This window comes from Pseudomonas paralactis (genome assembly GCF_001439735.1).
In the GTDB taxonomy this organism is placed as follows: domain Bacteria; phylum Pseudomonadota; class Gammaproteobacteria; order Pseudomonadales; family Pseudomonadaceae; genus Aquipseudomonas; species Aquipseudomonas paralactis.
Genome location: NZ_JYLN01000003.1, coordinates 274,750 through 299,354 on the forward strand (window position 1 = coordinate 274,750; position 24,605 = coordinate 299,354).

At 62.4% G+C, this 24,605-nt stretch carries 20 protein-coding genes; 13 read left to right on the forward strand and 7 right to left on the reverse strand.

Annotation, left to right across the window (positions count from 1 at the left end):
• The 10 genes from TX23_RS09420 (at position 1) to TX23_RS09465 (ending at position 14,238) form a co-directional block, all read left to right on the forward strand.
• The gene (locus TX23_RS09420; protein WP_057701950.1) at positions 1-1,290 is read left to right on the forward strand and encodes a DotU family type VI secretion system protein; all 1,290 of its coding nucleotides are present in this window, start codon (positions 1-3) and stop codon (positions 1,288-1,290) included.
• Entirely contained in the window at positions 1,287-4,787 is a 3,501-nt protein-coding gene (tssM, locus tag TX23_RS09425) for a type VI secretion system membrane subunit TssM (RefSeq protein ID WP_057701951.1), read from the forward strand. The genes TX23_RS09420 and tssM overlap by 4 nt, the downstream gene beginning before the upstream one ends.
• Positions 4,784-5,437 (forward strand): type VI secretion system-associated protein TagF, encoded by a 654-nt coding sequence (tagF, locus tag TX23_RS09430; RefSeq protein ID WP_057701952.1) that lies wholly within the window; start codon positions 4,784-4,786, stop codon positions 5,435-5,437. Before tssM ends, tagF begins: the two co-directional genes overlap by 4 nt.
• Entirely contained in the window at positions 5,438-6,157 is a 720-nt protein-coding gene (locus TX23_RS09435) for a PP2C family protein-serine/threonine phosphatase (protein WP_057701953.1), read from the forward strand.
• Positions 6,154-9,132: a serine/threonine-protein kinase gene (locus TX23_RS09440; RefSeq protein WP_057701954.1), complete on the forward strand. Its 2,979-nt coding sequence runs from the start codon at positions 6,154-6,156 to the stop codon at positions 9,130-9,132. Before TX23_RS09435 ends, TX23_RS09440 begins: the two co-directional genes overlap by 4 nt.
• Complete coding sequence (locus TX23_RS09445) at positions 9,132-9,836, forward strand: ABC transporter ATP-binding protein (RefSeq protein WP_057701955.1); 705 nt, start codon at positions 9,132-9,134, stop codon at positions 9,834-9,836. Before TX23_RS09440 ends, TX23_RS09445 begins: the two co-directional genes overlap by 1 nt.
• Positions 9,836-11,020 (forward strand): ABC transporter permease family protein, encoded by a 1,185-nt coding sequence (locus TX23_RS09450; protein ID WP_057701956.1) that lies wholly within the window; start codon positions 9,836-9,838, stop codon positions 11,018-11,020. The genes TX23_RS09445 and TX23_RS09450 overlap by 1 nt, the downstream gene beginning before the upstream one ends.
• Positions 11,013-12,725, forward strand: a complete 1,713-nt coding sequence (locus tag TX23_RS09455; RefSeq protein WP_057701957.1) for a formylglycine-generating enzyme family protein — start codon at positions 11,013-11,015, stop codon at positions 12,723-12,725. Before TX23_RS09450 ends, TX23_RS09455 begins: the two co-directional genes overlap by 8 nt.
• Positions 12,726-12,809: 84 nt before the next feature.
• Complete coding sequence (gene tagQ, locus TX23_RS09460; protein ID WP_057701958.1) at positions 12,810-13,739, forward strand: type VI secretion system-associated lipoprotein TagQ; 930 nt, start codon at positions 12,810-12,812, stop codon at positions 13,737-13,739.
• A 124-nt stretch (positions 13,740-13,863) separates the two neighbouring features.
• The gene (locus tag TX23_RS09465; RefSeq protein ID WP_003195530.1) at positions 13,864-14,238 is read left to right on the forward strand and encodes a hypothetical protein; all 375 of its coding nucleotides are present in this window, start codon (positions 13,864-13,866) and stop codon (positions 14,236-14,238) included.
• Positions 14,239-14,495: 257 nt separating this feature from the next.
• Here the strand turns inward: TX23_RS09465 and TX23_RS09470 are convergent, their stop codons facing one another.
• Positions 14,496-14,738, reverse strand: a complete 243-nt coding sequence (locus TX23_RS09470; protein ID WP_057701959.1) for a DUF6124 family protein — start codon at positions 14,736-14,738, stop codon at positions 14,496-14,498.
• Positions 14,739-15,244: 506 nt separating this feature from the next.
• Here TX23_RS09470 and TX23_RS09475 point away from each other — a divergent pair.
• Positions 15,245-15,544, forward strand: coding sequence for an S-type pyocin domain-containing protein (locus TX23_RS09475; protein WP_157243912.1), 300 nt, complete (start codon positions 15,245-15,247; stop codon positions 15,542-15,544).
• Positions 15,544-16,020, forward strand: coding sequence for a DUF6392 family protein (locus tag TX23_RS09480; protein ID WP_057701961.1), 477 nt, complete (start codon positions 15,544-15,546; stop codon positions 16,018-16,020). The genes TX23_RS09475 and TX23_RS09480 overlap by 1 nt, the downstream gene beginning before the upstream one ends.
• A 187-nt stretch (positions 16,021-16,207) precedes the next feature.
• Here the strand turns inward: TX23_RS09480 and TX23_RS09485 are convergent, their stop codons facing one another.
• The 6 genes from TX23_RS09485 to exbB form a co-directional block, all read right to left on the reverse strand.
• On the reverse strand, positions 16,208-17,608 hold the full coding sequence (locus TX23_RS09485; protein WP_057701962.1) for an aminoacyl-tRNA deacylase and HDOD domain-containing protein: 1,401 nt from the start codon (positions 17,606-17,608) through the stop codon (positions 16,208-16,210).
• Between the two features lie 213 nt (positions 17,609-17,821).
• Positions 17,822-19,897: an ATP-dependent DNA helicase RecG gene (gene recG / locus TX23_RS09490; protein ID WP_057702289.1), complete on the reverse strand. Its 2,076-nt coding sequence runs from the start codon at positions 19,895-19,897 to the stop codon at positions 17,822-17,824.
• Between the two features lie 8 nt (positions 19,898-19,905).
• Positions 19,906-20,826 carry a hydrogen peroxide-inducible genes activator gene (locus TX23_RS09495; protein WP_032878710.1) on the reverse strand — a complete coding sequence of 307 codons (921 nt, stop codon included), beginning with the start codon at positions 20,824-20,826 and terminating at the stop codon, positions 19,906-19,908.
• Between the two features lie 156 nt (positions 20,827-20,982).
• Positions 20,983-21,729, reverse strand: a complete 747-nt coding sequence (locus tag TX23_RS09500) for an energy transducer TonB family protein (RefSeq protein ID WP_057701963.1) — start codon at positions 21,727-21,729, stop codon at positions 20,983-20,985.
• Positions 21,726-22,151 (reverse strand): TonB system transport protein ExbD, encoded by a 426-nt coding sequence (gene exbD, locus TX23_RS09505; RefSeq protein ID WP_003195519.1) that lies wholly within the window; start codon positions 22,149-22,151, stop codon positions 21,726-21,728. Before exbD ends, TX23_RS09500 begins: the two co-directional genes overlap by 4 nt.
• A gap of 6 nt (positions 22,152-22,157) precedes the next feature.
• Complete coding sequence (gene exbB, locus TX23_RS09510; protein ID WP_057701964.1) at positions 22,158-23,141, reverse strand: tonB-system energizer ExbB; 984 nt, start codon at positions 23,139-23,141, stop codon at positions 22,158-22,160.
• A gap of 187 nt (positions 23,142-23,328) precedes the next feature.
• On the opposite strand from exbB, the gene TX23_RS09515 reads away from it, so the two are divergent.
• Complete coding sequence (locus TX23_RS09515) at positions 23,329-24,180, forward strand: SDR family oxidoreductase (protein ID WP_057701965.1); 852 nt, start codon at positions 23,329-23,331, stop codon at positions 24,178-24,180.
• Positions 24,181-24,605 lie beyond the last annotated feature (425 nt).

Sequence of the window (24,605 nt, forward strand, 5' to 3'; positions counted from 1 at the left end):
ATGCACCCCAATGATGATGACCGCACCCAATTCATGCCGCGCCCGGGCGGCCGAGAACCTGCACCTGCGCGTGTAGAACCGGCGCCTTTGTCGATGCCGGCCGCGCCGATCCTCACCGGCAAAAGCCAGGGCCTCAACCCGCTGGAAAGCGCCGCCGGCCCGTTGCTGGCGTTGCTGACGCGGCTGCGCAACACCATCGCCCACCCGGCGCCGGCCAGCCTGCGTGCGCAGTTACTGGCCTATTTGCGCCAGTTCGAAGAGCGCGCCGAAGCTGCCGGTGTGGCCCGCAATGAAGTGCTGCTGGCCCGTTACGCGCTGTGCACTGCATTGGACGAAGCGGTACTGAGTACGCCGTGGGGCAGCACCAGTGACTGGGGCAAGCAAAGCCTGTTGATCACCGTGCACAACGAAGCCTGGGGCGGCGAGAAGGTCTTTCAGTTGCTTGACCACTGCCTGCAAAGCCCACGGGAACGCCTGTACCTGCTGGAGTTGCTGTACTTGTGCATGTGCCTGGGTTTCGAAGGTCGCTACCGCGTAATGACCGATGGGCGCAGCCAATTGGAAGCCCTGCGCGAGCGCACCGCCGCAGCCATTCGCAGCGCCCGTGGCGAGCATGAGCGGGAACTGTCGCCGCACTGGCGTGGCGTGACCGTGGCCCGTGATCGACTGGCGCAATTCATGCCGCCATGGATTGCCGTGGCGATTGGCTTGGCGCTGCTGTTGGCGTTGCTGTTCGGCCTGCGCATGAAGCTGGCCTCGGACGCCGAGCCGGTGTTCAAAAATATTCATGCCCTGGGCGAGATCCCGGTGCAGGCCATCGACCGTCCGGTGGCGCAGCCCAAAGTGATCGAGCGGCCGCGTCTGGCCGGGTTCCTGGCTGAAGACATCAAGGCGGGGCGCGTGGCGGTGGAAGACAAGGTCGACCGTTCGGTGGTGACCATTCGTGGTGATGAACTGTTTGCCTCCGCCAGCTCCAGCATTGTCGATGCCTACCAGCCGCTGATGCTGCGCATCGCTGACGCCATTCGCAAGGTCAAGGGCCAGGTGCGTGTCACCGGCCATAGCGACAACCGCCCGATTGCCACGCTGCGTTTCCCGTCGAACTGGGCGCTGTCCGAAGCCCGGGCCAGGTCGGTGCTGGAGATCCTCGCGGCCAAGACTGGCCAGGCTGATCGCTTCAGCGCCGAAGGCCGTAGCGACACCGAGCCGCTGGCGAGCAATGGCACTGCCGAAGGCCGTGCCCGCAATCGTCGGGTTGAAATCACCGTATTGGCGGAGGGCGTCGAGTGAAGGCGTTTTTCAGTTTCATGATTCGCTGGGTGATCCCCGTACTGGGCCTGATTGCCCTGAGCCTGATCATCTGGTTTGTCGGGCCGTTGCTCGACGTGTTGATGCCCGAGGGGCGACGTTGGGCGCTGATCATCCTGGTATTTGCGCTGTGGCTTGCCTACCGGGTGTTGCGCATCATCCAGGCCCGCCGTCAGGCCGCCGAAGTGATGCGCAGCCTGGCCGCCGAAACCCCGGCTGATCCCAACAGTGTTGCCACTGCCGAAGAGTTGTCGACCTTGCGCCAGCGCATGGACGAAGCCCTGACGCTGCTGAAAAAAGCCAAGCTCGGCGGTGACGAACGCCGCAACCTTTACGAGCTGCCGTGGTACGTGATTATCGGCCCGCCGGGCTCGGGCAAGACCACCGCGCTGGTCAATTCCGGGCTGCATTTTCCGCTGGCGGCGCAGTTGGGCGCCGGTGCCGTGCGCGGCGTCGGTGGTACGCGTAACTGCGACTGGTGGTTTACCGATCAGGCCGTGTTGCTCGACACCGCGGGCCGCTACACCACCCAGGACAGCAACTCGACGGTGGATAAGGCCGCCTGGCTGGGCTTTCTCGACCTGCTGAAAAAGCAGCGCTCGCGCCGGCCCATCGACGGTGCGTTTATCGCCATCAGCCTGTCGGATTTGCTGCTGGGCACCGATGCCGAGCGCGCCGCCCATGCCGCTGCGATTCGTCTGCGTATCCAGGAGCTGTACACCCAGTTGGGCGTGCGTTTCCCCATCTACCTGATGCTGACCAAGCTCGACCTGGTGCCGGGCTTTATGGAGTTCTTCGACAACCTGAGCAAGGAAGAGCGCGCCCAGGTGTGGGGCATGACCTTTGCCCTGGACGACGGCAAAAACAGCGACAGCCCGCTGGCGCACCTGCAAAGCGAATTTGCGGGCCTGGAGCAGCGTCTCAACGAACGCCTGGTCGAGCGCTTGCAACAGGAACGCGACCCGGCACGACGCGACCTGATCTACGGCTTCCCGCAGCAGTTCGGCGCGTTGAAAGACTGCCTGCAAAGCTTCCTGGAAGGGGTGTTCAAGCCCAACGCCTTTGAAGAGCGCGTGTTGCTGCGTGGCGTGTATTTCACCAGCGGCACCCAGGAAGGCAGCCCGATTGACCGCCTGATCGGCGCCATGGCCCAGAGCATGAACCTGGACCGCCAGCACCTGGCGCGCCAGAGCGGTACCGGGCGCAGTTACTTCATTGAAAAGCTCTTCACCGCCGTGGCCTTTGCCGAACGTGGTTTGGTGGGGGTGAACCCGAAAGTCGAACGGCGCCGCAAGTGGATTGCACGCGGTGTGCTGGCGGCTACCGTCGCGCTGGTGGTGGTGGTCAGTAGCCTGTGGTGGGTGAGTTATCGCGCCAATCAGGCGTATATCGCTCAGGTCGATCAGAAGGTCGCGCCCCTGGGCCAGACTGTGCAGAACCTGAGCCCGGCCCAACGGGAAGTGCTCGCGGTGCTGCCACTGCTCAATGCGGTGAAGAACCTGGCGGGGGATTCGCCGAGCTGGTCCGAAGGGCTTGGGCTGTATCAGGGCGATATGCTCGAAGCCGAGTCGGCGAGTGTCTACCGCAAGCTGTTGATCGCCGTGTTCGCGCCACGCCTGGTGACGCGCATCGAAGAGCAACTGCACGGTGGCGGTAACTCCGACTTCCTCTACGAGGGCCTCAAGGCCTACTTGATGCTCGCCGACACCGAGCATTATGACCCGGACTTTATCAAGGCCTGGATCGCACTGGACTGGGACCGCAACCTGCCCCGCGACCTGCCGGCCGATCAGCGCCAGGCCCTGGCCGGGCACTTGCAGGCGTTATTTGAGCGCCACCCGCCAAGCGCCCGCCTGGACCCACGTCTGATCGATGACCTGCGGCGCCAGTTGCAGCAACTGCCGGTGGCCCAGCGCGTGTACGACCGGGTCAAACGCCAGAAACTGCCCGATGGCATCCCCGACTTTCGCCTCAACGAAGCCGCCGGCCGCGACGCGGCGCTGGTGTTCAGCCGCAAGAGCGGCAAACCGTTGGGTGAGCCGTTGAGTGGTTTCTTCACTGCCAAGGGCTATCGTCAGGCGTTCCTGCTGAGCAGCCTGAATCAGACCGGCACCCTGGCCGAGGAACAATGGGTGCTGGGCCATGAACAGGCCGATCAGCAGAACGTGGTAAGCCTGGCCGCAGATGTGCGCCGCCTGTATTTCCAGGACTACCAGCGCCAGTGGGACGCGTTGCTCGCCGACATCGACTTCGTGCCGATCACCAGCGTGGCCCAGGCTGCCGACGTGCTGCGGGTGATTTCCGGCCCGACCTCGCCGCTGAAAAAACTGCTGGTGGCGGTCGCCAGGGAAACCGATCTGCAAGCCGAAGAGCGCCAGTTGGCGGCCAAGGGTGTACCGGTGGAAGGTGGCGTCGACAAGCTCAAAGAGCGCCTTGGCAGCTTGCTTGGCCAGGAGCAACCGACGGCGAATGCCCCGGCGGCGTCGGAGGATCCGGTGACCGCGCACTTTGCCGAACTCAACAGCATCGTCAGCAAAAACGAAGGCGAACCGGCGGCCATCGACGGCCTGCTCTCGGACATGAATGCGCTGTATGTGCAGGTCAGCGCCATGGTCGGCGCCAGCGGTGATGCACTGCTCGGCGAGGCCAAGAACCAGGCGGCGGCTGCGGCCACGCGGGTCAGCCTGAATGCCGAGCGGCAGCCGCCGCTGGTGCAGGGCATGGTCAAGTCGGTGGTCAATTCCACCACCAACAGCATGATGGGCGGGGTACGCAACCAACTGAACGCGGCCTGGGTCAGCGAAGTGGTCAACGTGTATCGCCAGTCGTTGGCCGGTCGCTACCCGATGTCGCCGGGCAGTGCGCGGGACGCCACCCTGGATGACTTCGGCCAGTTCTTCGGCGTGGGCGGGGTGATGGACAACTACTTCCGCAAATACCTGCAGCCGTATGTGGATACATCGGCACAGACCTGGCGCTGGCAACCGGGCGCGGCGCAGAAGCTGGGGATTGCCCCGGGCGTGCTGCAAACCTTCCAGCGGGCGGCGACAATTCGCGATGCGTTCTTCAGGTCCGGGGGCACCCAGCCCATCGTGCGTTTCGAGCTCAAGCCGGTGTCGATGGACCCGACCATCACCCAGTTTCTGCTTGACCTGGATGGCCAGCAGTTGAGCTACGACCACGGCCCGAGCCGCCCGGTGGCGATGCAATGGCCGAACCCCGGCAGCATCGGCGTGGTGCGTATTTCCATCATGCCGCCGTCGGCCAGTGGTCGCTCCGGTATCACCCTGGACGGCCCGTGGGCCTGGTTCCGTCTGCTGGAGCAATCGGACCTCACCGCGGGCAATTCGCCGGACCGTTTCAACCTGCGCCTGCGGGTCGATGGTGCGAGCATCGCTTACGAGTTGCGCGCCAACAGTGCCTTCAACCCGTTCAGGAGCCGCGTGCTCAGCGGCTTCAGCCTGCCGGAGCGGCTATGACCATCCTGGGTTTTTACGGCAAGTTGGCCAGCCGCGGGGACTTTGTCAGCCGCGCCTTGCCCCAGAGTTTTATCGGGCCGTGGGACAGCTGGCTGGCGGCGGGTTTGCTCGCCAGCCAGAACAGCCTGGGCGGTGATTGGCTCAACGTGTACCTGGTCAGCCCGTTGTGGCGCTTTGTACTGGCGCCGGGCGTATGCGGGCCAGATGCGGCGGCGGGCGTGGTGATGCCGAGCATTGATCGGGTCGGGCGGTATTTTCCGCTGGCCGTGGTCACCTTGCTGGATCACGACACAAATCCTGCCTCCCTGGTGGGTGGGCCAGACACTTGGTTCGAGCAGGCCGAAGAGCTGTTGCTCAGCACCCTGGACAGCGGCGCTACCTTCGAAAGCTTCAACGCGGGCCTCGACGGCCTGGGCTTTGCGGTGAGTGAACCGCGCGCAGTCGATAGTCGTTTCGCCGGCCTGCAGCGCATGGCGGCCACCGCGCCCCATCAGCGCATGACTGCGCTGGCCGAACTGGCGTGCGAGGGCGCAAGCCTGTGGTGGGGCCGCGGTTCGCAACGTATTTCCCCTGGTTTATTACGGTGCCAGGGCTTGCCTGCCGCCGACGATTTTGCGCAGTTTTTGCTCGGACAAGAGGGTGTGGTGTAGATGGGCGCGACGTACAAATCCGCGAGCAAAAGCCATGTGGGCATGGTTCGCCAAGTCAACGAAGATGCCTTTCTGGACCTGCCGGAAAACCGCTTGTGGGTAGTGGCCGACGGCATGGGCGGGCACGCGGCGGGGGACTATGTCAGCAGTTTGATCGTCGACAGCCTGCGCCATGTGCCGCTGGGCCGCTCCCTCGACGAATACACCGCGGCGCTGCGCAACGACCTGCTGCGCATCAACACCGTTGTGCGCGAAGAAACCGCCAACCGTGGCGTGACCATGATGGGCAGCACCGTGGTGGTATTCGCCGCGCGCGGCTTGCGCGGTGTGTGCCTGTGGGCCGGCGACAGTCGCCTGTATCGCCTGCGTGACGGCGTGCTCGAAAGCATCTCTCGCGACCACAGCTACGTGCAGGACCTGCAAGACAGCGGCCTGCTCAGCGAAGCCGACGCCCGCACCCATCCGCGCTCCAATATCGTCACCCGTGCTGTTGGCGTGGAAGCGCAACTGGACGTGGCGTCGGTCGAACTGTTGATCGCCCCCGGCGACAGCTACCTGTTGTGCAGCGACGGCCTGAACAAGACCGTCGAAGACCATGAGATCCGTGACGTGCTCAGCCATGACGCACCGGATGAAATCGTGCGCAGCCTGGTGCACCTGGGGCTCAATCGCGGCGCATCGGACAATATCACCACCCTCGTCGTGAAGGTCTCGTCATGAACATTGTCATTCCAGGTTATGACATCGAAGGCGAGATCGGCGAAGGCGCCATGGCCAGCGTGTACCTGGCGACCCAACGGTCGCTGGAGCGCAAGGTAGCGTTGAAGGTGATGGCGGCGGCGTTGGCAGCCGATCCGAGTTTCTGCGAGCGCTTCCTGCGCGAGGGCAAGACCCTGGCGCGCCTGTCGCACCCGCACACGGTGACCATCCATGACATCGGCAACGTCGGTGAGCTGTATTACATGGCCATGGAATACCTGCCCAACGGCACGCTCAAGGAGCGCATTGCCGCTGGCCTGACGCCGGAGCAGGGCGTGACGTTGATCCGCCAGATCGCCTCGGCGCTGGGTTATGCCCATGCCCAGGGGTTGGTGCACCGCGACGTCAAGCCGGCGAACATTCTGTTCCGCGCCGATGGCACCGCAGTACTGTCGGACTTTGGTATCGCCAAGTCGCTGGACGACCGCACCCAGTTCACCCAGGCCGGGTTCGCCGTGGGTACGCCGAGCTACATGAGCCCGGAGCAGGCGAGGGGCCAGGAGATCGATGGTCGCGCCGACCTCTACGCACTCGGCGTGGTGCTGTACGAAATACTCGTCGGCACGCTGCCGTACAGCGGCACCGATGCGCTCTCCACCGCGCTGGCGCACTTGACTGAACCCTTGCCGGAATTGCCTGTGCATCACGGGCGCTACCAGGGCGTGCTGCGCAAGTTGTTGGCCAAGGACCCGGCGCAGCGTTATCCGGATGCGGCAGCGCTGTTGTTGGCGCTGGATCAACTGCCGGCGGATGAATCGGACGCCACGCTGGTACGGCCTTTGCCGATTCCACTGAGCTTTGATCTGGCGGGCATGACTCCCGTCACCCTCGACATTCCGACGGATAAACCGCAGCCGCAGCCAATAGTGCGCCAACCGGTGGTCACGCCGACGCAGCACAGCGCCCCGTCCGAGCAGCGCCGTGGGCCGGTATTGGCCTTGGCCGCCGTGGCGGTCGCGGTTGCGTTGGCCATTGGTGGCGCCAGCTACTGGTGGTTGAGCAGCAGCGATGAACCGGACCAGCCGCCAGCCGCCGTGGTGCCCAAGGTGACGCCACCGTTGGCTGTCGCGGACGTGGGTGACGGTCAACGCCCCTTGCTGATGGCAGGCAAGAAGACCCTGTTCCAGCGCGTACTCAGCAAGCCCGGCGCCAAGCTTTCAACCGACGCGGGCAGTGCGCCAGGCAAAGCGTTGCCGGCGTTCTCCGTGCTTTACGTGTACCAGCGCAAGGAGGTTGATGGCAGCCCCTGGGTACGCGTCGGCGCTGCCACCGATGGGCGCAGCGACGGTTGGTTGCCGGCCTCCCAGGTCAGCGACTGGAAACAAAGCCTGGTGCTCAAGTTCACCGAACGCTCGGGGCGTGCGCCCGTGATGTTCCTGCGCCAGTTCGGCGAGGTAGAAAAACTGTTGGCCGATCCTGCTGCTGCGAAAAGCGCGTTGGCCAAGGCGCAGAGCAATCGCGAGGACAACCAGCAAGTCCTGGCCCTTGAGCCGACCGCCAGCGCGGTGCCGCAAAACCAGTTCTACCTGCTGCCGATCTTCGACTCCAAAGAGAGCTTCGACGAAAACGGCCAGCCGGTGCAGTTGCTCAACGTGGCCTCCATCGACCCAGGCCGCAGCGCGGCTGCCAAACCGGCAACCCCGATGCTCAGTGCCAATGCCGATGCATTCCGCACCGCGGTGGTGCTGGTGGTGGATACCACGGTGTCGATGCAGCCGTACATCGACCAGATTCGCGATGTCGTGCATGAACTGCAAACCCGCATCGCCGAGCGCGGCGAATTGGACAGCGTCAGCTTCGGCCTGGTCGGTTTTCGTAGCAGCATCAAGAAAACCCCGGGCCTTGAGTATGTCGCCAAGACCCTGATCAGCCTCGATCAGGGGCGCGACCCGCAGCGCTTCCTCGACATGGCGCGCCAGGTCAAAGCCTCAACCGTCTCCAGCCACTCTTTCAACGAAGACGCGTTTGCCGGGGTAATGCAGGCGGTGGATGGTATGGACTGGTCGGGATATGGCGGGCGCATCATCCTGCTGGTCACCGACGCGGGTGCGCTGCGCAAGAACGACCCGTTCGCCGCTACTCAGATGAACGAAGCCGAAGTGCGCCAGGCCGCACTCGGCAAGCAGATCAAGATCTACGCGCTGCACCTGCGCACCGACGCCGACAAGAAAACCCACGCCGGGGCCGAGAGCCAGTACCGCATCCTCACCGCCGACGCCAACCCGCAGATCGGCGATCTGTATACGCCAGTGCCGGAAGGCGATGTGCGCAAACTGGGTGAGCGCGTGGATGAGATCGGTACGGTATTCGCCAACCTGGTGCATCAGGTGCGCAGCAACACGCCGCAACCGGTGCCGTTGCTCGGTTCGGCGCCAAGCCTGGCGGACAAATCCGCCGCAGTCGGCTATGCCATGCACATGGATTTCCTGGGGCGCAAAACCGCGAGCCAGGCGCCGCAACTGGTCAGCGCCTGGACCGCCGACCGCGACCTGACCAACCCAGCGCTGCCAGCGTTTCAGGTGTGCGTGATGCTGACCAAGCTGCAACTCAATGACCTGCAACAGTCGCTGAAGCTGATCGTGGATGCGGCGCGCAAGACCCAAAGCTCGCCCAGGGATTTCTTCCAGGAAATCGCCAGCGCCTCGGCCTACATGAGCCGAGACCCGCAAGCTCTGCGCAAGGGCGGCAACCTGGCCGACGGCGGTTTGCTTGGCGAATACCTGGAGGGCCTGCCGTACCGCAGCAAGTCGCTGAACATGACCCAGGATTTGTGGTTGTCGTTAAGCGTGGCCGAGCAGGAAGACTTTATCGACGAGCTGGATTCGAAAATCCGTCTGTATGAAACCTTCCATAACGACGTGGCCAACTGGGTCCGTTTCGGCGATGCCGAACCGGGCGATGCGTTGTACCGCGTGCCGCTGTCGACGCTGCCGTAATGTTGAGCCTGAGCGCGGTGCACAAGAGCCGGGGCGTCGGTAGCCAGCGCTACAGCCTGGTGATCCCGGCGTTGCACCTGCAAGCGGGTGAACAACTGGCGATTGTCGGCCCCAGTGGTTGCGGCAAAAGCACCTTGCTGGATCTGCTGGCGCTGGTATTGGCGCCGGATCAGATCGGCCAGTTTGCGTTCAACCAGCAGGACATTGGCGCGCTGTGGCGTGCCGACCGGCAATCCGTCCTGGCCACGTTGCGCAGCCGGCACCTGGGCTATGTGCCGCAAACCGGTGGGCTGCTGGGGTTTTTGGATGTGCGCGGCAATATCGCTTTGTCCCGGCAATTGCTGGGCTTGAAGGACGACGGCAGCGTGGCGCGTCTGGCCGAGCAGTTGCAGGTCAGCGATCAGTTGGCCAAGCGCCCGGCGGCGTTGTCGGTGGGCCAGCGCCAGCGCGTGAGTTGCGCGCGAGCCTTGGCCCATGCCCCGCAACTGGTGCTGGCCGACGAGCCGACCGCTTCCCTCGACCCGCTCAACGCCGAGCGAGTGATGCAAGCGCTGCTGGCCCAGGCCCGTGAACAGCGTGCGGCCTGTGTGATCGCCACCCATGACGAACCCCTGGCCCGCGCCAGTGGCTTGCAGGTGCGGCGTATCGGTTGCCGTCGCGATGCAGACGGCGGCATCACCGCAACCCTCGGGGAGGCGTGCTGATGCGCATCGGTCTGCTTGCCTCACTCGCCTGGCAGGACTATCGCAACGACGGGTGGCTGTCGGCCTGTTCGGTGCTGGCGCTGGTGGCGGTTATCGCGCCGTTACTGGTGTTATTCGGCCTGAAATTTGGACTGGTCAGCAGTTTGACCGAACGCTTGGAGACCGATCCGGCCACCCGTGAAATTATCCCGTTGGGCGGTGGCCGGTTCAGCGCAGCGTTTATCGAGCAGTTGGGGCAGCGCAGCGATGTGGCGTTTGCTGTGCCGCGCACACGCCAGATTGCGGCAACGGCCCAGGTGGGCGCGCTGACCCTGGAAATGTTGCCAACCGCCGCCGGGGACCCGTTGTTGGCAGGCTTGCCGATGCCCCACGGTTTGGAGCAGATCGTGCTGAGCCATACCGCTGCTGAAAAGCTGGCGGCAAGGCCTGGTGACTGGCTGGAAACCAGCTTTGCGCGGCAGGTGGCAGGGCGTGTCGAGGCCCAGCGCACGCGGTTGCAAGTGCTGGCGGTGTTGCCGTTGGACGCCTTTGCTCGCGATGGACTGTTTACTGATTTGGCGTTGCTGGAAGCGGCGGAAGATTATCGCGATGGCCGTGCGGTGCCGGCGTTGCATTGGGACGGTGAGGTGGCGGGCGTGAGCGAACAGCGCATCTATCCGGCGTTTCGCCTGTATGCGCGCAGTCTCGGTGATGTGGAACCTTTGCGGGTGTATTTCGCTGCGCAGAACCTGCTGGTGTCGACCCAGGCGCACACCATCGCACAAGTGCAGTCGTTGAGCCGCAACCTGTCGATTGTGTTCTGGATCATCGCCGGGCTGGCTCTGGCGGGGGCCTTTGCGGCGATCTTTGCCGGCGCGTTGGCGGCCGTGGCGCGCAAGCGGCGGGAATTGTCAGTGTTGCGCCTGCTGGGGTTTTCCACCGGCGCGCTGTTGCTGTTTGTGCTGTTGCAGGCGTTATACAGCGCCAGCTTTGCGGGCCTGCTCAGTGTCGGGCTCTATGGCCTGGCAGAAGCAGGTTTGAATCAACTCTTCGTGCAGGTGCCGGGCGATTACGCCAGCCACCTTTTGGCGCGTCACTACGGCCTGGCCCTGGCTGCCGTGCTCGGCGTCAGCGCCGTGGCGGCGGCCTGTGGGGGTTGGCGGGTAGCGCGTATCCAGGCTTCTGAAGGAATCAGAGATGTATAAGTTACTGGGCGCCTGCGTGGCGCTGAGCCTGGCCTCGCTGGCTTGGGCAGACGATGCAAGCGACAAGCTGGACAATCCCAAACCGTTGCCGGACGACGTCAGCCTGCCGTTGCCATGCGAGGGCAACATGGTGTTCCGCTACGCCTACGTGCTGGCCCAGGGCACCCTGGATGACCGCGAAGTCAGCCTTGGCTACCCCTTTGCCGAAGGTGAGGCCGGTTACCAGCAGTCGTTTATTTCCGGTTACCGGCGCGACTTCATCAACGGCCAGTTCACCCTCAAGGACTTGCCCAAGGCCTGGAATAGTGTGATCGCGCCGCTGATGCCCAAGACCGACGCCAAGACCCCACTCAAGCCCATGCTGTACTTCATCGGCAAATACGAAGTGACCGCCCGCCAATACGCCCAGGTGATGGCCCAGGCGCAGTCCCTGGCCAGTGGTGAACCGGCACCGGCGTGTGACGCGCCCACCGGCATGGCCGGGCGGTTGCCCAAGGTGAAGCTGTCGCGCTTTGAAGCCGAGCGGTTTTCGGCGGTGTACAGCGCCTGGCTGATGAAATATCACCGCGAGTTGCTGCCGGTGAGCGGGCGCGGCGCGTCGGCCGAAGACGGCGGCCTGGGATTTGTGCGCCTGCCCACCGAGGTGGAGTGGGAATACGCCGCACGCGGCGGCCAGGCGGTGAGCCGTCAGGACCTGGAAGGGCGCCTGTTCCCGCGCCGTCTTGAGGGCAGCGAAAGCGACGGGCCTTTAGCGGATTGGGCGGTCTTCAACCAGGTAGCCGGCGGCACTGGCCAGGCGGCGCGGCTGATGCCCATCGGCACCAAATTGCCCAACCCCATCGGCATGTTCGACGTGATCGGCAACGCGGCGGAAATGGTTCAGGAGTCGTTCCAACTGGTGCACGCCGGCCGACGCCAGGGCACCTATGGCGGCTTTGTGGTCAAGGGCGGCAATTACCTGGAAGGCGAGGGCACATTGTTCACCGGTATGCGCCGCGAATACCCGTTGTTTGGGGCTGATGGCACCGAGCAGAGCAACGAGACCACCGGCTTTCGCGTGGCGATCGGCGCGTTGTCGGCGCCGCGCTCGCGCTACAAGGAATTGTTTGCCCAATGGCAGAAGGAGGGCCGCCTCGCTGCGCTGACCGACGCCATCGACGACGCCCAGGACCCGACCAAACGCCTGGACAGCATCATCGCCGCCAGTGTCGATCCCAAGCTGCAGGCAGAGTTGGGCCTGGTCAACGAAGAGCTCAAGCGCAACGTGTCGCTGATCGCCCAGCAGCGTGAAGAGGCCGCGGGCAACCTGATCCAGTCGGCGGCGTTGGTGGCCGAGACCATCAGCAACTACAACATCCGTTTGACCAACCTGCAGAAGAGCCGTCAGCAGGCTGTGGACAACAAGGACGAGGCCAGCGCGCAGCTGTTCGCCACCGCCATTGCCAATGGGCGCAGCGCTCTGGACGGCGCGGTGGCGATTTATATCGACAACCTGGCCACCGGCACGCGCTACACCGATGCGGTGATCCAGGCGCAGTTTCAACGGATCAAGGAAGAGTTGGATCGCAAGCCAGTGCTCGGCAAGAGCCTGGTGACGCGCGCGACACTGTTCGTTCGCCATGTCGGCAACTACCGCAAGCAACAGCGGGCCGACCCGGCAACGATCTTGAAGGAATTGCTCGCAGCGAGCGGTCAGCGGTCTTGATCGTTGGCTGTCTAGCGAGCTTGGAAGGGACTCAGGCGGCGGTGGGCCGTGCTGGGCAAGTCAAACTTAACAGAGATCACATCTATGCTTTTTTCCCGTAAGTCGGTTTCCAAGCGTCACCTGCTGCTGATCGCGGCCGGTTTCAGCACCGTGTTGACCGGTTGCGCTACGTCGCCTGCGTCCAAGGTCGCGTCGAGCACCAAGGTCGAGTACTACCCCAACTGCTACGAGCCGGTCCAGCACCTGCGTGCCACCGATTCGAACATGACCAAGTCGGTAGTGACCGGCGCCGCAATCGGCGCGGCCGGCGGTGCTCTGCTGGGCGCCCTGACCGGCGACTCCGAAAAGCGTGGCCGTAACGCGGCCATTGGTGCTGCGGGCGGTGCCCTGGCCGGCGGCGCAGCGGGTTACTACACCGAGCGTCAGAAGCAGATCAGCGATGACAACCAGCGCATCGCGTCCTACTCCACCGACTTCAACAAAAGCGCTTCCGACATTGATCGCAGCACCGCCTACGCCAAGGCATCGCAACAGTGCTACCAGAGCGCCTTCACCAAGCTGGTGGCTGACCGTAAAGCCAAGACCGTCAACGACACCGAAGGCCGTAAGCGCCTGGCGGAAATCGTTGCGGGCTTGAAAGAGTCCAATGACCTGATCGTTGCGGTCAACGGCAAGGCCAGCGAAGACCTGAACAACTACACCCAGGCTTACGAGAAAGACCTGCAACAGGTGGGCGTGCAGCGTAACGACGTGGTCACGGTTGCAACTGCCGATGCTGCTCCAGCCGTTGTCCCGGCCAAGAAAGGCAAATCCACTGGCAAAGTCGTGACCAAGCGTCCGCCACTGCCGGTTGTGCCGAAAGAGGCCGTGACCACCGAGAAGAGCATCCAGGCCGTTCAGGCCAAGCAGGCTGAAAGCAAGCAAGTCGCCAGCGCCGGCAAATCTCAGATCGAAGGCACCTGCCGCGATCCGAACCTGGCCGACTGGGCACCGGTACCTTGCCCAAACGTTTAAGTAACGTGCTGCTATAAGCGGCAAACGCCAGCCGATCTTCTGCTAATGCGCAAGATCGGTGGCGTTCTTTTGACAAATCGTTAAACTGCTGCGGCCACTCAATAATTACACCGAGGCCGTGTGCATGAAATTTCGTCTTCTTTTGTGGGTGCTGGGCCTGATGATGGGCAAAGCCAGCCGCACGAACCCCGCGTTCCAGCAGCAGTTGGGTGACAAAGACCTGGCCTTCCAGCTGCAGACCCTCGACGGCAAGGTTGCCCGTCACTTCATCGTCAAAGACCAGCGCATCACCAGTCGTTCAGGCGTTCATCCTGCGCCTGCCTTTGCGATTGCCTTCAAAGACGCCGCCTATGGCTTCGCCACGATGCAGGCGAAGAACAAGCAACTGGCGTTTATGACGGGGATTCAGGACAAGTCGATTCAGATCAAGGGCAACCCGGCGCTGGTGATCTGGTTTCAGGGCTTGACCAAGTATTTGAAGCCGAAGAAAAAGAAGTAGGTGGTCAGGTAGACCGAGTTGACTTCATCGCAGGCAAGCCAGCTCCCACAGTGACCGCGTTCCAACTTGGAAATACGGTCAACTGTGGGAGCTGGCTTGCCTGCGATAGCGGTTTAACAGGCGGTGGGCTTACCTCTGGCTGAACTACGAAGCCAATTCGCGCAACAGCACTTCGGCATCCAGCACCTTGCCGACCACTTCCTCAGCCTTCTCGCGGCTCAGACCAGGTTTGGATATTCGGCGTATTACCCGTCATCTCACCGGGTTACTTGCCCCGAGACAGTGAGTACTCGATCAGCTAGTAACTGTGCCAGTTCGATTAACTGCGCAACGCCCAGCAGTTCCTCTCGTTTTGGCCCTTCAAGGTCAAAGGCCAGATCGCAACTCAGCGCGTTGGCCGAGGCCAGTGTTTCGCTGAGGTTGACCAACAGGTCTTCGGTGTTCATGCCTGCGGCTACAGTGAACAAGCGAATGGGGGGATTGGGGGTAGGTTTGATCATTGTGAACTTCCTGATTAAGTGGAGCTGCCACAGATCGCCGCGACGCGATCGGGTGGTAGCTGTACGCAGGTTCGCGGACCGGAATCAGGAAACCGGCATACCCAAAGGTATCCCGCGCACAGCCACCATAACGCCGCACAGTAGACGATAAAAAGGCGTCACCTGAAAGCGGAAATGGCACTTTGCGTCTGATTAAACCGGGCCGCGACGCCCGACACGCTACGTGTGCAGCGGTGTACGGAGACTAGAGATCGAGTGTCCTAGGGGCAACCTCAAAGCCTTGTAAGACGTTTCTGTTTTTCCCAATACCTAGCCGAACGGACAGTTGTTTGGCTTTGCGCGAGCCTGCAACATCTTTCTAGTGCCAGTTCGGCGCTATTCCCTTGCACACATCAACGCCATGACCGCGTTTGAGCACCCCTGCGCGCTAAAAAAGGACAAAACATGCAGAACACTGACACGTAAATCCAGGCGTCAATCGCCGCAGTTAACCTCTCTCTCATACCCTGGCCGGGGAGGCTGAGGAAGTTACCTGGCAGGATACGATCATTTCGTTTCCGGCTCATTCGGGTGTGCCGCCGCTGTATTTGGTGCTTGCCAAGCCAATGGTCCGCCCACTGGAAGTTGGGCCGTATGACGACTTAAGCAGTCGCAGCATCAAGGATGCCTCCGACCTGAGCGCCGCAGTGGACAGCAACTTCAATGCGATTAAACGTGGACTTCTGGAGGAAGGCTGCACCGAAGCGGACGTTGAAGTGGCTCGAGAGCAACTGCATAGGCTCAGTAAAGAACAGGGGTGGTATTGATGAGTGCGCAAACTATTAACGGCTGGATCAGAAATCTGGGCAAACGCTACGAAGATTTGATTACTGAAAGGCTGATACCGAACCAGCCATTACAAGAGCTCTATGACGGGCGGGATCGCCTGCACTTAGAACCTGCATGGGGACTTTCCCTGAGTTTTTGGGCAGAAACCAAGCGATTGGAAGCGCTGTTCATCACTCTGATTAAAAGCACTCCCTCGACGTTGGAATATAGGGGCGAGCTGCCCAAACCGCTCGCATCTACGATGACGAAGTCCGACATTCGGTCGCATTTCGGCGTCCCTGTAGAATCAGGTGCTCCTGTAAAAATGCCACAGCCCGGGGGTATGACTGGAGGGTGGGATGCCTATCCTCTTGATCCAAGCACATATCCGAATACCAAGCTGGTTTGCAAGTACACCTCCACTTTTCAGGTAAAAGCGTTGGTGTTTACATTGATTGATAAGAACCACGACTGATCTGCGTTCTGTTCCCAACTGGTTCGCCCCGCGTGGGAACGAGCGTCAACGACGTAGAGCGTTCAGGTACACCGCGTTGAATTCATCGCAGGCAAGCCAGCTCCCACAGTGACCGCGTTCCAACTTGGAAATACGGTCAACTGTGGGAGCTGGCTTGCCTGCGATAGCGGTTTAACAGGCGGTGGGCTTACCCCTGGCTGAACTGCGAAGCCAATTCGCGCAACAGCACTTCGGCATCCAGCACCTTGCCGACCACTTCCTCAGCCTTCTCGCGGCTCAGACCCAGACGCTCAAGCAACGCATCCGGAATGGATTCATCCGGCCCGGAGCCAATTTCGCGGCTACGCAACAGGCGCACCGCCAGGCACACCAGGTTCGGATACTCGGCATATTGCCCGTCATAGGTCGGGTCGTGCTGGAAGCGCAGGGCCGTTGACAACTCATCCGGCATGTCCCAATAGCGCATCAGCCAGGCACCGATCTGCTCGCGGCTGATGCCCAGCAAGTGCTGCTCGACATAGCTGTGGCACAGGTGCGGGTTGACCTCCAGGTGTCGGCAGATCAGCGAGAAATGCGGTGGGAACACATGGGCAAGCAGCAGGTAGCCGAAGTTGTGCAGCAAACCTGCCAGGTAGGTCAGGCCCGCTTCCGGCCGTTGGGCACGGGGCATGGCGCGGGTCAGGCCCTCGATCACGGCGGCGGTGTAGATCGACTGGTGCCAGTACGGCGTCGATAGGTGCGGGCGGTCCTTGGGCAGGCTCAGGGTTTTGCCCAGGGCCAGGCCCAGCGCCAGGTTGATCACAAGATCAAAGCCCAACACGCGCACAATGGCGTCTTCGACTGAGCGGATCTTGCCCGGCGAGGCATAGTAGGGCGACGCGGCCCAGCTTACGACCTGGGCGGCAAGGGCCGGGTCGGTTTCCACCACGCCAGTAATGTCGTCGATGGTGGCGTTGGGATCCACGCGCAGCTTGATGATCTTCTGTGCCGTGTCGGCCAGCGGCGGAATTTCGATGGTCGCTTCCAGGCGTTGCTGGATACGGCGAGCGGTGAAGGCTTGCATCGCCTGGGTGATTTCCTCGCGGTCATCATTGGGGCGGTCGAGGTTCGGACGGATGTTGCTCAAGGGCTCACCGAACTGCGCGGCGCTGGCCTTGGTGAGCAGGCTCTTGAAGGCGTCGGTGGGGATTTCCAGCAACAGCCCGGCTTCGCCCGAGTGCACCAGCAGGCTTGGCTCATTGAGCAAGCGGCCTTCGTACAGGCACGGCGAGCTGGTCAGTGGCGGCAAGCCCGGCAGCAGGCTCAGGTCATGCTTGCCCAGCATACGCTCGACCCGCTCGGGGGCGACGGCCGTGAGGCGGCGACCGGTGAGTTCGGCGAGGCGGTTGAGGTCCAGCAACTGGCTTTGGGGAAACAGCACCATGAGCGCGCCAACCGCATCTTCAAGCAACACCGCCTGGACCTTTCGGGCAGGGTTCAGGCCAGGCTGTTCGATGACTTCCGTGTAGGGGATGGCGAGCTTTGCGAGCAGCGCCCGAATGACCGGCGGGGCGGTCAGTGGGGCTGTAGCGAGGGCAACTTCTGACATGGCCTGATCCAATTTCTTACAGTCATTGGAGTATAACCAGCTTGATACGGGTGTTGGTCGGATAAGTGGCGTTTGTGATGAGGTTGGCGGTGTGCTGATTACCCTGTAGGAGCGAGCTTGCTCGCGAAGACCTTCCTGACGGCGCGATCACCCAGAATGTCCGCGTTATCGTTGACGCTTTTCGCGAGCAAGCTCGCTCCTACAGGCAGGGGGTCAGACTTGGCCGTATTGCTGGCCGTGGCGCAGCCAGCGGTTGAGCAAGGGGCTGACGTGATCGGGCCAACGCTCGAGCAATGCTTGCGCAGCATCGCGCACGGCTGGCAACAAGTCGGCGTCGCGCATCAGGTCGGCGACCTTGAATTGCAGCAGGCCGGTCTGGCGCGTGCCGAGCATTTCACCGGGGCCGCGCAGTTCGAGGTCTTTTTCAGCGATGACAAAACCGTCGTTGGTTTCGCGCATGATACCCAGGCGCTGGCGACCGATCTGCGACAGCGGCGGGTGATAGAGCAGCACGCAGTGGCTGGCTGCACTGCCCCGGCCAACCCGTCCGCGCAATTGGTGCAGTTGCGCCAGGCCAAGGCGCTCGGGGTTTTCGATGATCATCAGGCTGGCGTTGGGCACATCCACGCCCACCTCGATTACGGTGGTGGCCACCAGCAGTTGCAGGTTGCCGGCCTTGAACTCGGCCATTACCGCGGCTTTTTCTGCCGGTTTCATACGGCCATGGATCAATCCCACCTTGAGCTCACCCAAAGCGCTGGTGAGGTCTTCATAAGTGGTTTCGGCGGCCTGGCAGGTCAGCTCTTCAGACTCTTCAATCAAGGTACAGACCCAGTACGCCTGGCGGCCTTCGGCGCAGGCGCCGCGCACGCGCTCGATCACTTCGACGCGCCGGGTGTCGGTGACCAGCACGGTGTTGACCGGCGTGCGCCCTGGCGGCAGTTCATCAAGGATCGAGGTGTCGAGGTCGGCGTAGGCGCTCATGGCCAGGGTGCGCGGGATCGGTGTGGCGGTCATGATCAACTGGTGCGGATTCATGCGCCCACCCACGCCTTTCTGGCGCAGGGCCAGGCGCTGTTGCACGCCGAAGCGGTGCTGTTCGTCGATGATCACCAGGGCAAGGTTCTTGAACTGCACTTCGTCCTGGAACAGCGCATGAGTACCCACCACCATCGGCGCGCCGGCAGCGATTTGTTCCAGGGCGCTCGCGCGGTTTTTGCCCTTGAGTTTGCCCGCCAGCCACGCCACTTCCAGGCCCAGGGGTTCGAGCCAGCGTTTGAAGGTGATGAAGTGTTGTTCGGCGAGAATTTCTGTCGGCGCCATCAGCGCAACCTGGTAACCGGCTTCCAGTGCTTGCAGGGCAGCGAGGGCGGCGACCACGGTCTTGCCTGCGCCCACGTCGCCCTGGATCAGGCGCAGCATCGGCTCCTGCTGGCTGAGGTCGTAGGCAATTTCATTGCCCACGCGCTGCTGGGCACCCGTCGGGGCAAAACCCAGGTTGGCCAGGTATTGCGCGGGCAGTCGCGTGGCCTTGGGCATTGCCGGGGCACGCAGGGAACGCATGCTTTCACGCAGGCGTTGCTGGGACAGTTGGTGGGTCAGCAGTTCTTCGAAGGCCAGGCGATGTTGTGCCCAATGATGGCCGAGGGCGAGTTCGTCCACATCGGCATCCGCTGGCGGGTTATGCAAATAGCGTATCGCATCGGCCAGGGGCGCCAGTTGATAATCCCGCGCCAGCTCCAGCGGTAGCCAGTCGGGCAGGCTTTGCGGGCCGAGCAGGGTCAGGGTCTGCATGCACAGTTGGCGCAGGCGTTGCTGGGTCAGGCCCTCGGTCAGCGGGTAGATCGGTGTGAGGGTGGTGTCCACCGGTGGCGGTTCGTCGCCGGTGATGGCGCGGTATTCCGGGTGGTAGATCTCCAGGCCCGATGCGCCGGGACGTGCCTCACCGTAGCAGCGCACGCGGGTGCCACGCTTGAGGCCCTCCTTCTGTGCATTGCTGAAATGGTAGAACCGCAGGCTCAAGCCGCCGGTGCCATCCTGCAGGCGCACCACCAGGCTGCGGCGCTTGCCCATCACCACGTCAGCGCCGCTGACAGTGCCTTCGACCACCGCGTCCTGGCCTGGGCGCAAATGGCCGATGGGCACGACACGGGTACGGTCCTGATAACGCAGGGGCAAGTGGAACAGCACGTCCTGGAGGTTTTCCAGGCCGACCTTGGCCAACTTCTCGGCCATGGCTTCACCGACACCCTTGAGTGCCGTCACCGACACCTGCGACAGCTCAGTCATACGCTTGCTTAGCTCGCAGCGGGCGGCTTGGCCACCGAGCACAGGCGGATCGAATCGGCGAGGATCTCAATCGCCTTTGGGCGTGGGAAGCTGGCGCGCCAGGCAATGGCCACGGTACGGAACGGCACCGGCGGTGTGAGTGGGCGCACTTCGATCACGCCCTGGGCATAGTGATGGCTGTCCACCGCTGACAGCGGCAGGATCGAGATACCCAGGCCGGACGCGACCATATGGCGGATGGTTTCCAGGGAGCTGGATTCCACCGTAGTGTGCTTGGCGCCGTCGTTGCCCTTGGTCAGGGTCGGGCAGGCTTCCAGCACCTGATCGCGGAAGCAGTGGCCTTCACCGAGCAGCAGCAGACTCTTGTCGTTGAGCAGGCCGGCGTCGATGGTGTCCTTTTTGGTCCACGGGTGCGAGGCCGGCATCAGCACGTAGAACGGCTCGTCGTAGAGCGGCAGGGTCAGCACGTCTGCCTCGTTGAACGGCAGGGCGATGATGATCGCGTCCAGCTCGCCGTTGCGCAGTTTGTCGCGCAGTACGTGGGTAAAGTTTTCTTCGATATACAGTGGCATCTGCGGCGCGACGCGGTGCAGTTGCGGGATCAGGTGCGGGAACAGGTAAGGGCCCACGGTGTAGATCGCGCCGACTTTGAGCGGTGCGGTCAGCTGGTTCTTGCCGGCCTGGGCCAGCTCGCGAATGCTTTGCGCTTGTTCCAGGACCTTCTGGGCCTGGGCAACGATACCTTCGCCCACTGGTGTGAGGCGCACGGCGCTCTTGCTGCGCTCGAAAATCAGCACACCGAGTTCGTCTTCAAGCTTTTTCACGCCCACCGACAGCGTCGGCTGGCTGACGTGGCAACGCTCGGCAGCATGGCCGAAGTGCTGTTCTTGGGCGAGGGTCACGATGTAGCGTAATTCTGTAAGAGTCATAGCGGGCGTCCATGAAGTTGCGGGCCAAGCATACCGGCTGCAATCGATAGACGCACGTTATCAGAACTTTGCTGGGGATTGAGTGGGGAATGTCGGAAATTGTTGTCGCCATGAAAGCCAGTGTGGGAGGTGGCAAGCCCCTCCCACACTGCTCTGCTAGCGGCGACGTTTATCGATGTTGTAAACGAAGGGCGCAACCAGTTCGACACTGCCGTTTTTCAACAGGTCGGCTGGCGGCTTCGGCAAGGGCTGAGCCTTGCGGATCATCTCCAGGGTTGCACGGTCCAGGTCGGCATTGCCGGAGCGGCCTTCCAGTTCGTAGGACAGTACATTGCCTTCGCCATCGACCACGAAACGCAGGCGGTTCATGCCTTCCTTGCCACGTTGCTGGGCGCCCGGCGGGTACTTCTTGTACTTCTGCAGGTGCGCCAGCAGGGTACTTTGCCAGGATGCCTGGGCAGCAAGCTGTTGTGCCGATGGGCCGGGCGCAGGCTGGGCAGATTTTTGCGCAGGTGCGTTGCTCGGTGGCGTTTCGCTCGGTGGCTCCTCGGAAGGTTTCTCCTTGGGCGGATCGGGCTTCTTCTCCACGGGCTTGGGCGGTTGCGGCTTGGGTTTGGGCTTGACCGGCTTGGGCACCTGGATCGTCGGCTTGGGCGCCTCGGCCAATTTCGGGAAGGGCAGCTCTTCAACCGGCGGCGGCGGTGGGGCCACGACCTTGGGCGGTGCCGGCGGCGGCGGTGGCGCTGGCAGCGGCGCCAGGTCGATGACCATCGCGGCCGGCGGCAGCTGGATCGCCTGCGGCGCGGACCATTGGAGCGCGATGATGATCGCGACGGCATGCACGCCCAGCACGACGGCGAGGCTGGTGCCGTAACGCGTCAGTTTGTGGCGCGTCGTGATCATTTCTTGGCTGCCGTCTCAAGTCCGACCAGGCCTACCTTGAGGTAACCGGCTGCCCGCAGGGCATCCATCACGCTCATCAGGTCGCCATAGTCCACGCCCTTGTCGGCCTGGAAGAAGATCGTCGTGTCTTTCTTGCCCTGGGTCTTGGCGTCGAGCACCGGCCCCAGGGTTTCAGCCTTGACTTCTTCTTCGCCCAGGAACAGGCGTTGGTCCGCCTTGACGCTGAGGAAAATCGGCTTCTCCGGCCGCGGCGCCGGCTTGGCGCTGGAGGCGGGCAGGTCTACCTTGATGTCCACGGTGGCCAACGGTGCCGCCACCATGAAGATGATCAGCAGCACCAGCATCACGTCGATAAACGGCGTGACGTTGATTTCGTGGTTCTCGACGAGTTCATCGTCGCCTTGATTCAAATGCAGGCCCATGGCCGATTACCCCACTTTCACCATGTGCGGTTGCGAGCTGCGCTCGGTAGGCAGGTGATCGAGGTCACGGCTGACCAGCAGCAGGACTTCTGCCGACGCATCCGATACCTGAGCCTTATAACCGGCGATCGAACGGGCGAAGACGTTGTAGATCACCACCGCTGGAATCGCGGCAACCAGGCCCAGGGCTGTAGCCAGCAGGGCTTCGGCGATGCCGGGGGCAACGACGGCGAGGTTGGTGGTCTGGGTTTTGGCGATGCCGATGAAGCTGTTCATGATGCCCCACACGGTGCCGAACAGGCCGACGAACGGGGCTGTGGAGCCGATGGTGGCGAGTACGCCGGTGCCGCTGCTCATGTTGCGGCCGCAGGCGGCGACCAGACGCTCCAGGCGGAAGCTGACGCGTTCCTTGATGCCTTCTTTTTCGCGGGTGTTGGCCGAAAGGCGCATTTCTTCCAGCGCGTCGTGCACCAGCAGGTTGGCCAGGGTGCCCTTTTTGGTCGCGGTTTCGCTCGCTTCCTTAAGGGTTGTGGCTTTTTTCAGGTGGACGATTTCAGCGCGCAGACGACGCTTGGCGCCCAGCAGCTCGAAGCCTTTGGCAATCCAGATAGTCCAGGTAATGATCGAGGCGATGGCCAGGCCGATCATCACAGCCTTCACCACCACGTCGGCATTCTGGTACATGCCCCAGGGTGACAGGTCATGGGCCATGCCCAGGGTGTTGTCTTCTTCCAGCACGACGCCGGTTTCGTCGGCAGGTGCGGCGTCGCCCGCGGCCTGGGCCGGGTCGGTAGCCACTGGTGCTACGGCAGGCGCTGCCGGGGTCGCAGCATTTTGCTCGGCGGCCGCTGGAGTGGCAGGGGCGGTGGCATCAGCGAATGCGGCGGTCGGTGCCAGCAGGACGCTGAACAGCATCGCAGCAATCGCACGCCAGGCGCGGGATGGGCTGTGAGGCTTGGTTGGCGAAGCGGGGGTTGTATTACGTGTCATGCTGGCCGGACCTGAGAGAAAAAATGGGTGATCGTCCTTCCAGACCCTTGGGGTCGAGGACAAATGGGCGGTTATTATTGCAAGTAATTCTTGTTAACTAAAGTGGCACTGTTACTTTATTTCGCTTTTTACTGGCCGTTGATCCACTCGCGCGGCTAATCTGCGCCTTTAAGAATGGAGTTTTATGATGTCTGCGCCTTCTGTTGTGATTGCCGGTTGCGGCGATGTGGGTAGTCGGCTGGCTAGCCAATTGCTGGCCTCGGAATGGGAGGTTCACGGCCTGCGCCGCGATATTTCACGCTTGCCCGCCGGCGTGATCGGCATCGCCGGTGATCTGTTCAAAAAGGATTGCCCTGACACTTGGCCGATCGGCGGGGTGGATTATCTGGTGTACTGCGCCGCTGCCACCGACCACGACGAGGCCGGCTATCGCGCCGCTTACGTGCAAGGGTTGCAGCATGTGTTGGAGTGGCTGGGCGATTACGGCCAGGAGCCGAAACATCTGGTGTTCGTCTCCAGCAGCAGTGTTTACGGGCAGCAGAGCGGCGAGTGGGTTGACGAAACGTCAGAGACGCAAGCGAAGGGTTATTCCGGGCAGGTGATGCTGGAGGCTGAGCAAGTGGCGCTCAATAGCGGCATCCCGGCCACCGTTGTGCGGCTGACCGGGATTTACGGCCCGGGTCGTGAATGGCTGCTGACTCAGGTTCGCCAAGGCTATCGTGTAGCGATTGACCCGCCGTTGTATGGCAACCGTATCCACGCCGATGACGCCGCGGGCCTGCTCGCCTTTTTGCTGCGGCATGTGGAAAAGGGTGGTTCGCTGGACAAGGTCTACATCGGCGTTGACGATGCGCCGGCACCACTGGCCGAGGTGGTGGCCTGGTTGCGTGAATACCTGGGTGTGACCGAGTGGGCCGAGGATGCCAGTGTACGGCGGGCGGGGAGCAAGCAATGCAGTAATGCGCGTATCAAGGCGCTGGGTTGGGTGCCAACTTACCCGACTTACCGGGAAGGCTATGCCGCGATTCTGAAAGGCTGAAACGCGGGCAAAAATGTGGGGGGCTTGCCTGCGATAGCGGTATGCCCATCATATCTTTGTTGGATGTAATACCGTCATCGCAGCATAGGTATCTACACAAATTAGAGCCGACGCTGGACCTGTGGCGAGGGAGCTTGCTCCCGTGACGGCCTGACAGCCGACGCTTATCTACCTGACACACCACCATCCAAATGTGGGAGCTGGCTTGCCTGCGAAGGCGGCCTAACAGTCAATATAGTTGGACCGTGTACATATCCATCCCTGTCGAATTCCGGCCAGCGTGGTTTAACGGGGCGCCTGAGATCAAGATCACAAGCAGATCAAGATCAAGAGCGACTCGCTTCGCATCGTGGTTACCGTTGATCGAGTTGTGTGGAGACTACGATTCTCGCAGGCAAGCCAGCTCCCACATTTGGATTTGGGTG